This is a genomic window from Amycolatopsis sp. NPDC049159 (assembly GCF_040648295.1).
Taxonomy (GTDB): Bacteria; Actinomycetota; Actinomycetes; order Mycobacteriales; family Pseudonocardiaceae; genus Amycolatopsis; species Amycolatopsis pretoriensis_A.
The window spans coordinates 56,498-69,837 of the sequence record NZ_JBEZDL010000011.1 but is presented as its reverse complement, the minus strand read 5'-3'; the positions used below and the strand labels follow the sequence as shown (position 1 = coordinate 69,837).

General features: G+C 72.8%; 12 protein-coding genes. 9 read left to right on the top strand and 3 right to left on the bottom strand.

Going from position 1 to position 13,340, the window contains the following annotated elements:
• The first annotated feature begins 12 nt into the window (after window positions 1-12).
• Window positions 13-492, top strand: a complete 480-nt coding sequence (locus AB0B33_RS21205; RefSeq protein ID WP_360774292.1) for a GNAT family N-acetyltransferase — start codon at window positions 13-15, stop codon at window positions 490-492.
• On the opposite strand, the gene AB0B33_RS21200 is transcribed toward AB0B33_RS21205, so the two are convergent.
• A complete protein-coding gene (locus tag AB0B33_RS21200; RefSeq protein WP_360774289.1) occupies window positions 479-1,633 on the bottom strand; it encodes a glycoside hydrolase family 27 protein in 1,155 nt (384 codons plus the stop codon). The two genes, AB0B33_RS21205 and AB0B33_RS21200, sit on opposite strands and share 14 nt — an antisense overlap.
• Before the next feature lie 91 nt (window positions 1,634-1,724).
• Between AB0B33_RS21200 and AB0B33_RS21195 the strand changes: the two genes are divergently transcribed.
• From AB0B33_RS21195 to AB0B33_RS21185, 3 genes are all read left to right on the top strand, one after another.
• Window positions 1,725-2,255, top strand: coding sequence for a gamma carbonic anhydrase family protein (locus AB0B33_RS21195; protein WP_360774287.1), 531 nt, complete (start codon window positions 1,725-1,727; stop codon window positions 2,253-2,255).
• A 30-nt stretch (window positions 2,256-2,285) separates the two neighbouring features.
• Window positions 2,286-2,963, top strand: a complete 678-nt coding sequence (locus tag AB0B33_RS21190) for a uracil-DNA glycosylase (RefSeq protein ID WP_360774284.1) — start codon at window positions 2,286-2,288, stop codon at window positions 2,961-2,963.
• A 61-nt stretch (window positions 2,964-3,024) separates the two neighbouring features.
• Window positions 3,025-3,795, top strand: a complete 771-nt coding sequence (locus AB0B33_RS21185) for an alpha/beta hydrolase (RefSeq protein WP_360774282.1) — start codon at window positions 3,025-3,027, stop codon at window positions 3,793-3,795.
• A 50-nt stretch (window positions 3,796-3,845) separates the two neighbouring features.
• Here AB0B33_RS21185 and rpmB read toward each other — a convergent pair whose 3' ends face one another.
• Window positions 3,846-4,037 carry a 50S ribosomal protein L28 gene (rpmB, locus tag AB0B33_RS21180; RefSeq protein ID WP_003091970.1) on the bottom strand — a complete coding sequence of 64 codons (192 nt, stop codon included), beginning with the start codon at window positions 4,035-4,037 and terminating at the stop codon, window positions 3,846-3,848.
• 134 nt (window positions 4,038-4,171) lie between these two features.
• On the opposite strand from rpmB, the gene AB0B33_RS21175 reads away from it, so the two are divergent.
• Together AB0B33_RS21175 and recG are read left to right on the top strand one after the other, a co-directional pair.
• Window positions 4,172-5,749: a DAK2 domain-containing protein gene (locus AB0B33_RS21175; RefSeq protein ID WP_360774279.1), complete on the top strand. Its 1,578-nt coding sequence runs from the start codon at window positions 4,172-4,174 to the stop codon at window positions 5,747-5,749.
• Window positions 5,750-5,753: 4 nt separating this feature from the next.
• On the top strand, window positions 5,754-7,907 hold the full coding sequence (gene recG / locus AB0B33_RS21170) for an ATP-dependent DNA helicase RecG (RefSeq protein WP_247013349.1): 2,154 nt from the start codon (window positions 5,754-5,756) through the stop codon (window positions 7,905-7,907).
• 4 nt (window positions 7,908-7,911) lie between these two features.
• On the opposite strand, the gene AB0B33_RS21165 is transcribed toward recG, so the two are convergent.
• Complete coding sequence (locus AB0B33_RS21165) at window positions 7,912-8,523, bottom strand: TetR/AcrR family transcriptional regulator (protein WP_247013347.1); 612 nt, start codon at window positions 8,521-8,523, stop codon at window positions 7,912-7,914.
• Between the two features lie 31 nt (window positions 8,524-8,554).
• Between AB0B33_RS21165 and AB0B33_RS21160 the strand changes: the two genes are divergently transcribed.
• The 3 genes from AB0B33_RS21160 to AB0B33_RS21150 are packed head-to-tail and all read left to right on the top strand — an operon-like array spanning window position 8,555 to window position 13,317.
• Window positions 8,555-9,694 (top strand): erythromycin esterase family protein, encoded by a 1,140-nt coding sequence (locus AB0B33_RS21160; RefSeq protein WP_360774275.1) that lies wholly within the window; start codon window positions 8,555-8,557, stop codon window positions 9,692-9,694.
• A gap of 55 nt (window positions 9,695-9,749) precedes the next feature.
• A complete protein-coding gene (locus tag AB0B33_RS21155; RefSeq protein WP_360774272.1) occupies window positions 9,750-12,377 on the top strand; it encodes a caspase family protein in 2,628 nt (875 codons plus the stop codon).
• Between the two features lie 43 nt (window positions 12,378-12,420).
• Window positions 12,421-13,317 carry a S8 family peptidase gene (locus tag AB0B33_RS21150; RefSeq protein ID WP_247025266.1) on the top strand — a complete coding sequence of 299 codons (897 nt, stop codon included), beginning with the start codon at window positions 12,421-12,423 and terminating at the stop codon, window positions 13,315-13,317.
• The last annotated feature ends 23 nt before the right edge of the window (window positions 13,318-13,340 follow it).

Sequence of the window (13,340 nt, the reverse complement as noted above, 5' to 3'; positions counted from 1 at the left end):
GGCTCCGGAAGCGTGAGAATCGTTCCGGTCCCCTACGACCACCCCGACGCGGCCAAGCTCATGGCCGCGGTGCAGCAGGTGTACGTCGAGCGCTACGGCAGTGAGGACGCCACCCCGATGAGCCCGGCGGACTTCGACCCGCCGGAGGGCCTGTTCCTCATCGGCTACCAGGGCGGGGAAGCCGTCGCGTGCGGTGCGTGGCGCGCCCACGACGGCCCCGCGCCCGACTTCCGGGACGGCGACGCCGAGTTCAAGCGGATGTACGTCGCCGATTCCGCCCGCGGCCGCGGGTTCGCGCGGATGATCCTGTCCGAGCTGGAACGCACGGCGGCGCTGTGCGGCCGCAAGCGCGCGGTCCTGGAGACCGGCACCAAGCAGCCCGAGGCCATCGCGCTCTACACGTCGTCCGGGTACGCCGAGATCCCGCACTTCGGCGTCTACAAGAACGAGCCCGAAAGCCGCTGCTTCGGCAAGGACCTCACCTCGGTGTGAGCTTGAGGAGGGCCGCCGCGTGCGGTCGCAGCGTCGCGGAAAGCCCGGTGCCCGCGTCCTGGTGCGCCCACAGGTCACGGACGGCCCACGAGCCCGGGATCGACGCGGAGACGGTCGCGGTGGTGCTGCCGGTGTTGAGCAGCACCACCGCGAAACCGCCGCCGGTCAACGGTTTTCCCCACACCTGGTAGCCGGGGCCCGCGTCGAGCCGTCGTCCCTGCCCGCCCGCGAAGTCCTGGTCGACGGCGATCGCCTCGGGGTTGGCGAGCGTCGTGAGATCCGCGTCACCCAGCTTCGCCGGGTCGGTGCCGGCGAACAGCGGCGCGTTCAGCACGGCCCAGACGCTGAAGTGCGCGCGGGACTCGTCGGCGGTCAGCGTGCCGTTGCCGACCTGCAGCATGTCCGGGTCGTTCCAGCCGCCGGGAGCGCCGCTGTGGACGGCGACGCCGGCCTGCTGGTCGATCGTCGCGAGCACCGAGTCCCAGGTCGGGACGAGGTCGTCGGTCGTGCGCCAGAGGTTCGCCACCGGCCGCGCCCAGGTCCACGGGCTCGAGACGCCGTATTCGGAGATCGCGTAGACGATCGGGCGGGGCAGCGCGGCGAGCTCGTCGCGCATCTTCGCGAACGCGGCCTTCCGGTCGAGGCCGTCGACGGTGTCGGCGTTGCACCAGTCGTACTTGAGGTAGTCGACGCCCCAGCGGTCGAACGTCTCGGCGTCCTGGCGTTCGTGGCCGAGCGAGCCGATGCCGGACGCGGGGTAGGCGTCGTTGGCCATCGCGCACGTCCGGCTGCCGGGCACCGCGTAGATGCCGAAGAACAGCCCGCGCGAGTGCACGTAGTCGGCGAGCTCGGCGATGCCGTGCGGGAACCGCTTCGGATCCGCCTGCAGCGAGCCGTCCGCGGCCCGGGCGGGGGCCTGCCAGCAGTCGTCGACGACGACGTACTGGTAACCCGCGTCACGCAGGCCGGTGTCGGCGAGGGCGTCGGCCGCCCGCTTGACGACGTCCTCGGTGAGGTCGTGGCAGCGGACCTGGTTCCAGCTGTTCCAGCCCATCGGCGGCGTGGCGGCCAGGTCGTTCGCCCGCGACGGCGGCGGGGCGGTCAGGCTGAGCAGCCAGGTCAGCACGATGAGGAGGAGCACGAGGGCCGTGCTCCCGGTACTGGCGTTCCGGTTCGAGGCGATGCCGTGATCCAATCGCACGGCACGTGAAACCGCAGTCACCGGAGGCGGCATGCCGATCTACGCACTCGGTTCGCTCGAGCCGACGATCCACCCCGACGCCTACGTCCACCCGGACGCCACGGTGATCGGCGACGTCCGGATCGGCGCGTTCGCGTCCGTCTGGCCGCAGACCGTGCTGCGCGGAGACCACGGCTACATCGAGATCGGCGACCGCTCGAACGTCCAGGACGGCTGCGTCCTGCACTGCACCGAGCGGCACCCGACGATCCTCGGGCCGTCGTCGGCGATCGGGCACGCGGTGCACGTCGAGGGCGCGACGATCGGCACCGGCTGCCTGATCGCGTCCGGTTCGGTGGTGCTCAACGGCTCGGTGATCGAGGACGGCGGCATGGTCGGCGCGGGCGCGGTGCTCTCCTACGGCTCGTACGTCAAGACCGGGGAGATCGCGCTCGGCGTGCCCGCGAAGGTGCGGGAGAACAAGTCGTTCGGCCCGGAGAACATCGCCATGGTGGTGGATTCCTACGTCGGGCGCGGGCAGCGGTTCCGGACCGAGCTGCGGCGGCTCGACCCGCTCGGGTGACCTCGCCCACGCCCGGTAGGCTTGCGCGCCGTGACCGCACGACCGCTGCAGGACATCGTCGAGGCAGGCTGGGCCGAGGCCCTGGAACCGGTGGCGCCGCAGGTCGCCGCGATGGGGGAGTTCCTCCGCGCGGAGATCGCCGCGGGCCGGACGTACCTGCCGGCGGGTGAGCACGTCCTCCGCGCGTTCAAGCAGCCGTTCCACGACGTGCGCGTGCTCATCGTGGGCCAGGACCCGTACCCGACGCCCGGGCACGCCGTCGGCCTGAGCTTCTCGGTGGCGCCGGACGTCCGGCCGATCCCGAAGAGCCTGGTCAACATCTACAAGGAGTACGCGGACGACCTCGGCCACCCGCTGCCGGCCAACGGCGACCTGACGCCGTGGGCCGAGCAGGGCGTCCTGCTGCTCAACAGGTCGCTGACCGTGCAGCCCGGGAAGTCGAACTCCCACCAGGGCAAGGGCTGGGAAGCGGTCACCGAGCAGGCGATCAAGGCCCTCGCGGCCCGGCCGGAGCCGATGGTGGCGATCCTCTGGGGCCGCAACGCCCGCAACCTGCGCCCGCTGCTGGGCGAGGTCCCGTGCATCGAGTCGGCGCACCCCAGCCCGCTCTCGGCGCACAACGGCTTCTTCGGGTCGCGACCGTTCAGCCGCGCCAACGAAATGCTGGAGAAGCAGGGCGCGGCCCCGGTCGACTGGAAACTCCCGTAGGTTCGGTGTCCGGATCGGAGTGTCGGCTCCGACCAAGGGGAAACGGACCTTGGAGGACACCATGAACGTCACTTCGGCCGACGGCACGCCGATCTTCTTCGAGCAGCGCGGTTCCGGCGCGCCCGTGATCCTCGTGGGCGGCGCGTTCAACGACCGCACGACCGTCGCGGGCCTGGCGGAAGTCCTGGCCGCGGACTTCACGACGATCGCCTACGACCGGCGCGGGCGCGGCGACTCCGGTGACTCGCCGGACTACGCGCTCGAGCGGGAGATCGAGGACATCGCGGCGCTGATCGCCCACGCCGGCGGGACGGCGTCGGTGTTCGGCCACTCGTCGGGCGCGGTCCTCGCCCTGGAGGCGGCCGCGGCGGGCATCGGCATCGACAGGCTGGTGGCCTACGAACCGCCGTACGCGACCCCGGACCAGGACCGGGGCGACGTCCTCGGGCAGGTGCGGGCCCAGCTCGCGGCGGGTGACCGCGACGGCGCCGTGAAGACGTTCCTGATGGTCGCGGGCACGCCGGAAGAGATGGTCGAAGGGATGAAGCGGGCCCCGGTGTGGGGCTGGTTCACCGGCCTGGCGCACACGCTCCCGTACGACCTGACGATCTGCGGCCCGGGCGCCCGCCCGCGGCTGGACCACCTGGCGAAGATCGCGGTCCCGGCGCTGGTGATCGGCGGCGGCGCGAGCCCCGAGGGGCTCCAGGCGGGCGCGCGCGTGGCCGCCGAAGCGGTGCCGGGGGCGCGGCACGAAACCCTGGCGGGGCAGGACCACGGCGTGCTCCAGTACCCGGAGACGCTCAAGCCGCTGCTGACGGACTTCCTGAAATAAAAAAATGGCGGGTGCTCCGAGGAGCACCCGCCACCCAAACTCTTCTCGCCTCAGCCGCGAACGACCTTGCCCGCCTTGATGCACGAGGTGCACACGTTCAAGCGCTTGCGCTGGGACACACCCACCTTGGCGTGGACGGTCTGGATGTTCGGGTTCCACCGGCGGTTGGTACGGCGGTGGGAGTGCGAGACCGACTTGCCGAAGCCGGGTCCCTTGCCACAGACGTCGCACACGGCAGCCACGTCGAACTCCTTTGGATCTGGGTCATAGAGATGAGCCCAGATGCACTGGGCAACTCGACCATAGTAACTACTGCTTTCGCGGCCCCCGGCACCGGGTCGATACGCTGCCCGGAGACCGGTCAGGAGGTTACGGGGTGCGGGTGCTGGACACGGCGGCGGTGTCGGCCTGGGCTGCGGGTTGTGTGCACAGCCTGGCGACCCTGCGCCCGGCCATCGACGGGATCAACGTCTACCCCGTCGCCGACTCCGACACCGGCTCCAACATGCTCTTCACGATGACCGGCGCGGCCGGAGAACTGGCCGCCACGCAGCCGGCGGACGCCGCCGAAGCGCTGAAGACCCTCGCGCGGGGCGCGGTGGCCGCCGCCAAGGGCAACTCCGGCGTGATCCTGTCCCAGGTCGTGCGCGGCCTCGCGGACCGCGCCGAGGGGGAGCTGGACGGCGCGTGGCTGGCGGAGGCGCTGGGCCACGCCGACGAGGTCGCCACCGGCGCCGTCAGCCGCCCGGTCGCCGGGACCATCCTCACCGTGCTGCACGCCGTCGCGCTCGCCGTGCGCGGCGACACGAGCCCCCTGGCGGAAATCGCCGCGAAAGCCGCGAAAGAGGCCGCGTACGCCCTGGAGAAGACACCCGAGCAGCTGCCCGCGCTGGCCAGGGCCGGGGTCGTCGACGCCGGCGCCCGCGGGCTCGTCGCGGTGCTCGACGCCCTGGTCGGGGTGCTCACCGGCGCGCCCGTCGAGCAGGAGCACGCCCTCGAAGTCCACGCCGCCCCGCACAGCGAGGTCTACGCGTGGGAGGTCATGTACCTGCTCGACGGCGTCGACGAGGCGAGCCTGCCGACCCTGCGCAAGGAGCTCAGCGGCCTCGGCGACAGCGTCACGGTGGCCGGCGACGGCTCGGGCAGCCACGCCGTGCACGTCCACTGCGCCGACATCGGGGGCGCCATCGAAGCCGGCCTGGCCCTCGGCCGCCCGCGCCGGATCCGGGTCGAGCCGCTGCTCACGCCGACGCCGATCGAACCCGGCGGCGGGATCGACCGCACGGTCGTCGCCGTCGTCCACGGCGGGGAGCTGGCCGAGCTGCTGCGCGCCGAAAGCATTCCGGTGCTCGCCGTGCCCGAGGGGCGGACGCCGAGCGTCGAGGACGTGATCAGCCTGCTCAACGAGGCCGCCGGACGGCACGTGACGGTGCTGCCGGGCAGCGTCGCCCTGACCGCGGCGGTCGACACCGCGGCCGGGCACGCGATGGCCGCCGACCGGGACGTCGTGGTCATCCCGTGCGTGTCGCCGGTGCAGGTGCTGGCCGCCCTGGCCGTGCACGACGCCGGCCGCCGCACCAACGACGACGTCGTCGCGATGGCCGAAGCCGCCGCCGCGACCAGGCGTGGCGAACTGCGGATCGCCCAGGAGGAGTCGCTAACCTGGGTGGGCCGGGCCCAGTCCGGTGACGTCGTGGGCCTGGTCGACGACGAGGTGGTCCTGATCGAGCCGGCGCCCGCGTCGGAGACGAACCTGGTCGCCGCCGCGATGAACGTGCTGAACCGCATGCTGGCGCTCGGCGGCGAGCTGGTGACGGTGCTGAGCGGGGCCGCCGCGCCGCCCGGGGTGGCCGGGGAGCTCGCGGAGCAGCTGCGGGTGGAGCACCCCGAGGTGGAGCTGACCAGCTACGCCAGCGGCCAGGTGGGCACCGTGCTGCTGATGGGAGTCGAATAGCGAGATGGCCGGACTGCGCGACAAGCTGCCGTTGCTGCTGGGCGCCAAGACGGCGAAGGCGCTCGCCACGTCGTTGGACATCGAGACGGTCAGCGACCTGCTGCGCCACTACCCCCGTCGCTACGCCGAGCGCGGCGAGCTCACCGACATCGCCGGGCTGGAGCTCGGCGAGCACGCCACCGTGCTGGCGCGCGTCGAAAAGGTGAGCAAGCGCCGGATGAAGGCGCGCAACGGCACCATCCTCGACATGGTGATCACCGACGGGAAACGCCGGCTCACCTGCGCCTTCTTCAACCAGGCCTGGCGGGAGAAGGACCTCGTCCCCGGCAAGACCGGCCTGTTCGCCGGCAAGGTGTCCGCCTTCCGCGACACCCTGCAGCTGACCAACCCCGAGTACGAGCTGTTCGACGCCGAGCGCGAAGCCGAGGCGATGGACAACTTCCTCGCCGCGATCATCCCGGTCTACCCGGCGGCGCAAGGGATGCCGACGTGGTCGATCGCCAAGTGCGTGCGGCAGGTGCTCGACGTCCTCGAGGTCGACGACGACCCGATGCCCGCGGACCTTCGGCGGCTGCACCGCCTCGCCGACCTCGAGAACGCGCTGCGCGGCATCCACCGCCCGGAGAACTGGGCGCACCTGGAGGCGTCGAAGAAGCGGCTGAAGTGGGACGAGGCCATGGCCGTCCAGCTGATCTTCGCGCAGCGGCGCCACTCGGCGATCTCGCGCCCGGCGAAGGCGAACCCGCACGTCAGCGGCGGCCTGATGGACGCCTTCGACAAGCGGCTGCCCTTCGACCTGACCGCGGGCCAGCGGGGGATCGGCGACGAGATCGCCGCGGACCTCGCGACCGAGCACCCGATGAACCGGCTGCTGCAGGGCGAGGTCGGCTCCGGCAAGACGGTCGTCGCGCTGCGGGCGATGCTGCAGGTCGTCGACAACGGGCGGCAGACCGCGATGCTGGCGCCGACCGAGGTCCTGGCCGCGCAGCACGCGCGGTCGCTGCGGGAGATGCTCGGCGACCTCGGGCAGGCCGGCGAGCTGGGCGCGGCGGAGAACGCCACGCGCGTGACGCTGCTCACCGGGTCGATGGGGGCGAAGGAACGCAAGAAGTCGCTGCTGGAGATCGTCAGCGGCGAAGCCGGGATCGTCGTCGGCACGCACGCGCTGATCCAGGACCACGTCGAGTTCGCCGACCTCGGCCTCGCCGTCGTCGACGAGCAGCACCGCTTCGGCGTCGAGCAGCGGGACGCGCTGCGCACCCGCGGCGCCGGCGACACCAGCCCGCACGTGCTCGTCATGACGGCGACGCCGATCCCGCGCACGGTCGCGATGACCGTGTACGGCGACCTGGAGGTCTCCGCGCTGCGCGAGATGCCGGTCGGGCGTTCGCCGATCGCTACCACGGTCGTGCCGGTCGCGGAGAAGCCCGCCTGGTTCGAGCGGATCTGGCAGCGCGTGCGCGAAGAGGTCGGCAAGGGGCACCAGGCCTACGTCGTCTGCCCGCGGATCGGCGACGAGCCGCCGTCGGACAAGAGTGACAAGCGGCCGCCGCTCGCGGTCCTCGAAGTCGCTCCCGAGCTGGAGCACGGTCCGCTGCAGGGCCTGAAGATCGGCGTGCTGCACGGCCGGATGCCCCCGGACGACAAGGACGCGGTGATGCGCGCGTTCTCCGCGGCCAAGCTGGACGTCCTCGTGGCCACCACCGTCATCGAGGTCGGCGTGAACGTGCCGAACGCCACGGCGATGGTGATCATGGACGCCGACCGCTTCGGCGTCAGCCAGCTGCACCAGCTGCGCGGCCGCGTGGGCCGGGGCAGCGTGCCGGGGCTGTGCCTGCTGGTCACCGAGGCCCTCGACGGCACGGCGACCCGCGAACGGCTGGCGGCGGTCGAGTCCACCACCGACGGCTTCGAGCTGTCCCGGCTGGACCTGGAACTGCGGCGGGAAGGCGACATCCTCGGCGCGGCGCAGTCGGGGAAGCGGTCCACGCTCAAGCTGCTGTCGCTGCTGCGCGACGAGGACGTCATCGCGGCGTCCCGGCAGAGCGCGCAGGAGATCGTGGAGCAGGACCCGGAGCTGAAGAAGTACCGCGGGCTGGCCCAGATGGTCGACGACGTCGTCGACGTCGACCGGGCGGAGTACCTGGAGAAGAGCTGACGGGTCAGTCTGTCTTCGTGAACACCCCGGCTTTCGCGGCGGCGGCGGCTGCGGCGGCCGCCACTCCGGCGTCCCGCGGTGTCACGCCTTCGCGGGAGACGAACAGGCGGTAGAAGACCGGCCCGCAGGCCACGCGCACGACCTCGACCGGGTCGGTCCCGGCCGGGACCTCTCCGCGCTCGACGGCGCGCTCGACGATGGGGGCGGAGCGGGCGTGGCGGTCGACGTAGAACTCGCGCAGGGCGTCCGCGGCGCGCGGGGAGAGGAACGCGGCCGAGATCGACGCGGTCGGGAGCTCGCGCTCGCCCGGCGAGGTGAAGTAGTGGACGAGCTCCAGGTTGACCTCGCGCAGGTCGCCCTCGAGCGAACCGGTGTCCGGCGCGGTCCACGGCTGCTCGGTGCCCATCAGCAGGGCCGCCGCGACCAGGCCTTCGGCGGACTCCCACCGGCGGTACAGCGTCGTCTTGTGCACGCCGGAGCGCTCGGCGACCGCCTCGACGGTCAGCTCGGCGTACCCGCGTTCGCCGAGCAGTTCCAGGGTGGCGTTCAGCGCGGCGAGGCGGGTCCGCTCGGTGCGGCCGCCCGGCCGGCGCGTGCCGGAAATCTCGGTTGCCAACTGCTACTCCTGTTGCGTTAGTGTGCCCAGTATGCCAGAAACCGAGTCCGTCGCCGTCGCGTCCGTCGCCGACCTGATCGGCGACGCCGAGGTCGTCGCGATCGGTGAGAACAACCATCACATCCGGGAGTTCGGGGCGCTGCGCGACCGCCTGCTGCGCCACCTCGTCGAGGAGCGCGGATTCACCGTGCTCGGGTTCGAGGGCGGCTTTCCGGAAGGGCACCTGGTCGACTCGTGGCTGCGGGGCGGGCCCGGCGACGTCGCCGATGTCGCGCGTGCGGGCTTCACCTTCGGCCTGGGTGATTCGGCGGAAGTGCACGCGATGCTCACCTGGCTGCGGGGCCGCGGGGTGCGGTTCGCCGGGCTGGACGTCCCGGGTTCCGCGGGGTCGCCGGTGCCCGCGCTGAACGCGCTCCGCGAGCACGTCCTGCGGGTGGACCCGGCCAACGTGTCCCTGGTGGACACGGCGCTGGCGGCGTGCGAACCGTACGCGTCGGTCAGCAGCGCGATCGCTCCCGCGCGGTACGAGGAGATGGGCGTCGAGGCCCGGAACGCGGCGACCGCGGCCCTTGCCGTCCTTTGTGGACACACGGTGGCGCTCGGCTACGACGAAGTCGCCGTGCACCACGCCGAGGGCGCGTTGCGCGTGGACCTCTACCTGCGTGAGCTGGACGCGCTGATGGCGGGCCGGGCGCCCGAGCCGCAGAGTTCGTCGCGGGACACCTACATGGCGGCCACGGTGCGGCTGCTGCGGCGGCTGCACCCGGGCGAGAAGATCGTCCTGATGCTCCACAACGGACACCTTCAGCGCGTACCGTTCTCGCCGATGCCCGGCATGACGGCGCCGTCGGCGGGCACCCACCTGGCCGGGGAACTGGGCGACCGCTATTTCGCGCTGGCGCTCACGGCCGTTTCCGGAACGACGACCGGGTTGGCGCCCGAGGAAACCGCGCCGCTCGGGTTCCGGATGTTCGAGCAGGAAATGGGCGAGCCCGCGGAAGGCAGCGTCGAAGCGGTGCTGGCGGACCGGGCGCCGTGCGTGGTCGCGCGGCCGGCGGGTTCGGGCATCCGCCACGCGCACGCTTCCGTGCCGGTCGACGTGGCGGCCGCGTTCGACGCCGTCGTCTGCCTGAAAGGGCAGGAAACGATTTTCCGGTCCGGCGCCGAATAGGTGTGCCCGTTCGGCTGCTTGCCGCAACGGGTGCGGCAGGCGTTCCCTGTTCGGTATGGCCGGGCGGAGGCGCGCGCTCATCGTCGCGAACGGCGAATACGACAACGCGGGTTTGCAGCGGCTGGGCTCACCCGCGGCGGACGCCGACGCCCTCGCCGGCGTGCTGGCCGACCGGGCCATCAGCGACTTCGACGTCCAGGTGGTCCGCAACGAAACCGCGCACGTGGTCCAGGCGGAGATCGAGGACCTGTGCGCGGAGGGCCGCCCGGACGACGTCCTGCTGCTGCACTTTTCCTGCCACGGCTTGAAAGACGACTCGGGCGGCCTGTACTTCGCGGCCCGCAACACCCGCCCGGACCGCCTGCGTTCGACGGCGGTGCCCGCGCAGTTCGTCCAGCAGTGCATCCGCCAGAGCCGCTCGCGCAGCATCGTCCTGCTGCTGGACTGTTGTTACGGCGGCGCGTTCGGCCGGGGCGTGGCGGTCCGTTCGTCGGGCGACGCGAACGTGCTGGACAGCTTCCGAGGCGGCCGCGGCCGCGCGGTGATCACGGCGTCGAACTCGATCGAGTACGCCTTCGAGGGCGCCCACCTGGCGGAAGGCCGGCCCGCGCAACCGTCGGTCTTCACGTCGGCGCTGGTGGAGGGGTTGCGCACGGGCGAGGCCGACCGCGACGAGGACGGCTGGATCGCGCTGGGCGAGCTGTACGAGTACCTGTTCGACCGCGTCCGCGAGCGCAACCCGAAGCAGACGCCCAGCCGCGACATCGAGATGCAGGGCGAGCTGTACCTGGCGAAGAGCCGACGCCGCCGGATCAAGCCGTCCCCCATCCCGGCGGACCTGTCGGCGGCGATCACGGCGGAGAACCCGTTCACCAGACTGGGCGCGGTGGCGGAGTTGCGGCGCCGCCTGTCGAGCGACAACCTGCCGGTGGCGATGGGCGCGTTCGAGGCGCTGAAGGTGATGGCGTCGACGGACATCGAGCACATCGCAGCGGCGGCTTCGGACGCATTGGGTGACGTGGCGGTGCGGGTGGACTCGCCGGCGATCCGGCTTTCGGCCCCGGCGGGAGAGCCGGGTACGGCGACCGTGCGGGCGTTGGGCCCACCGGTGGCGCGGGAGGTGCGGTTCGAGCCGTCCCACCCGTGGATAGCGGTGACGGAGGTCGACGGCGGCGCGAACCTGACGGCGACGGCGGGGGAGAAGGGAACGCGCCGGGGCAAGCTGGTGGTGACCGGCCCGACCGGCGACGTGGTGGTGGGGGTGGAGATCAACGCGATCCCCACTCCCGACCCCACCCCTGCTCCCGACCCGACGTCTGCACCCGGCCCCGCTCCCGCACCGGCGCCCACGCGCGCTCCGAACCCCGCGCCTGACCCGGCGCCGGGCACCGCAGGGGGTTCCGAACCCGTCCCCACACCGGCGCCCACGCCGCAGGTTGCGTCGGCACCCACGCCCGCTCCGAACCCCGCGCCTGGCCCGGCACCCGACCTCGCGGCTGGCCCCGCAGCGGGTTCCGCAGCCGATCTCGCGGCTGGCCCCGCAGCGGGTTCCGCAGCTGATCTCGCGCCCGGCCCCGCACCGGATTCCGCACCCGGCCCCGCGGCCGCACGGCAGGCCGCATCGGAGCCCGCCCTCCCGTCCGCATCACCAGCCGCACCGGCACCCACGGCCGCGGCGGAGGCCACCAAGCGCTCCGATGTGGCGTTCGGTGCGTCAGACGCACCGAACGCCACATTGGGTGCGTCGGACGCAACCAACGCCGCATCGGGGCGCGTTCCCGAGCCGGAAGCCACGCCGGAGGTCGGCGCCGGGCCCGGACGCGAGACCGAAGCGGCGAAGCCGGCCACCCCGCTGGATCCGGCGGCAGCCGAAGCGGCGAAGCTCGCGACCCCGCCCGGGCAGGCAGCCGCAGCCGGGGCCGTCGATCCGGTCGGGGGGTTCGCCGGGGTCGCCGCCATCACCGGGGCCGTCTTCGCCGTTGTCGGGCTCGGCCTCTACTACCGGTACGGCGAACCCCTCACCTACTTCCGGCCCGGCATGGAGACCTACGTCGGGATCGTCGCCGCCTGCGCCACTCTCGCCGGGATCCTGGCCCTCGCGCCGCGCACCAGAAGCCGCACCGGCCCCGCTCTCCTGCTCGGGACCGGGCTCGCCGGCCTCTTCGGGCTCCTCCGCTTCCTCGGCGACGCCATCACCTACACCGCCGACAGCGACGCCGAACTCGGGGCCGGCTACACCTTCCTGCTCCTCGCGCACATCGCCTGGACGATCGCCGCCGTCTGCGCGGCGGTGATCCTGCGGAAAGACGCCGGGCGGGCACGCGGCCGGCCGGACTGGGCCGCGGTCGGGCTCGGGGTCCTCCTCGCCGCCGCCTGGCTCACGCAGCTGGGGGAGCTCTCGCAGCACAGTGACAGCGAGGCCGGGCGCGCCGCCGCCTACTTCCTGGTCGGCGCCATCCTCGCCGTCCTGATCCCCGCCGTCGCGATCTCCCTGCGGAGCGGGTGGGCCGTGCTCGCCACCGGGACCGCCGGGCTCGCGGGGGTCCTGGTGCCCACCTTCGTGGCCGTCGCCGGCCACTCGACCGTCGCCGGGCAGGTGATCGCCTCGAGCGCGATCCTGCTGCTCGTCGTCGACACCGTGGTCCTGGCCCGGCGGAATCAGCCGATCGAGGGACAGCCCTGAGTTGTCGCCCCGGCACCCCCGGGGTACCACGACGATCATGAAGATGCTTCTCGCGGCCGTGGCCACCGTGCTCGCCGGGCCGGCCGCGGCCGGTGGGGCCGGTGGGGTGCAGCCCGACCCGCCCGGCTGGGGGCTGGACCGGATCGACCAGCGCACCGGCCTCGACCACGCCTACCACTACGCGACCGACGCCTCGGGCGTCACGATCTACGTGATCGACAGCGGCGTCGACGCGAACCACCCCGACTTCCAGGGCCGCGTCGCGCCCGGGCGGGACTTCCTCAACGGCGGCAGCGACACCACCGACACCAACGGCCACGGCACCCGCCTCGCCGGGATCGCCGCCGGCAAGGACCACGGCGTCGCGAAGGGCGCGCAGATCGTCCCCGTGCGCGTGCTCGACAAGGACGGCGGCGGCGCCACCGACGCCATCATCGCCGGCCTCGACTGGGTCGCGCAGAACGCCCAGCAGCCCGCGGTCGCCGTCCTCGGGATCGGCGGGGTGCCGAACGACCAGCTCGACGCCGCGGTGAAGCGGCTCGCCGCGGTCGTGCCGGTCGCCGTCCCGGCGGGCAGCGAGACGGCCGACGCGAGCGGGTTCTCGCCGGGCCGGGTCGCCGAGGCGCTCACCGTCGGGGCGACCGACGCCCAGGACCACCCCGACAAGGCGTCCAACTTCGGCCAGGACGTCGACCTGTACGCCCCGGGCGTCGACATTCCCGGCCCGATCGCCGGCGGCACCGGCGCCGGACCCGAATCGGGGACGTCGATGGCGGCCGCGTTCGCCGCCGGCGTGGCCGCGCTCTACCGCGCCCAGCACCCGGAAACGGGCCCCGCGCAGGTGGACCAAGCGCTTGTTCAGGCCGCGACGACGGACGTCCTCAAGGGCGTCCCGGACGGCACCGCCAACCGGCTCCTTTACGCGCCGCCGGGAACCTGAGAAGCTGCCCCACCGGCGGCCCG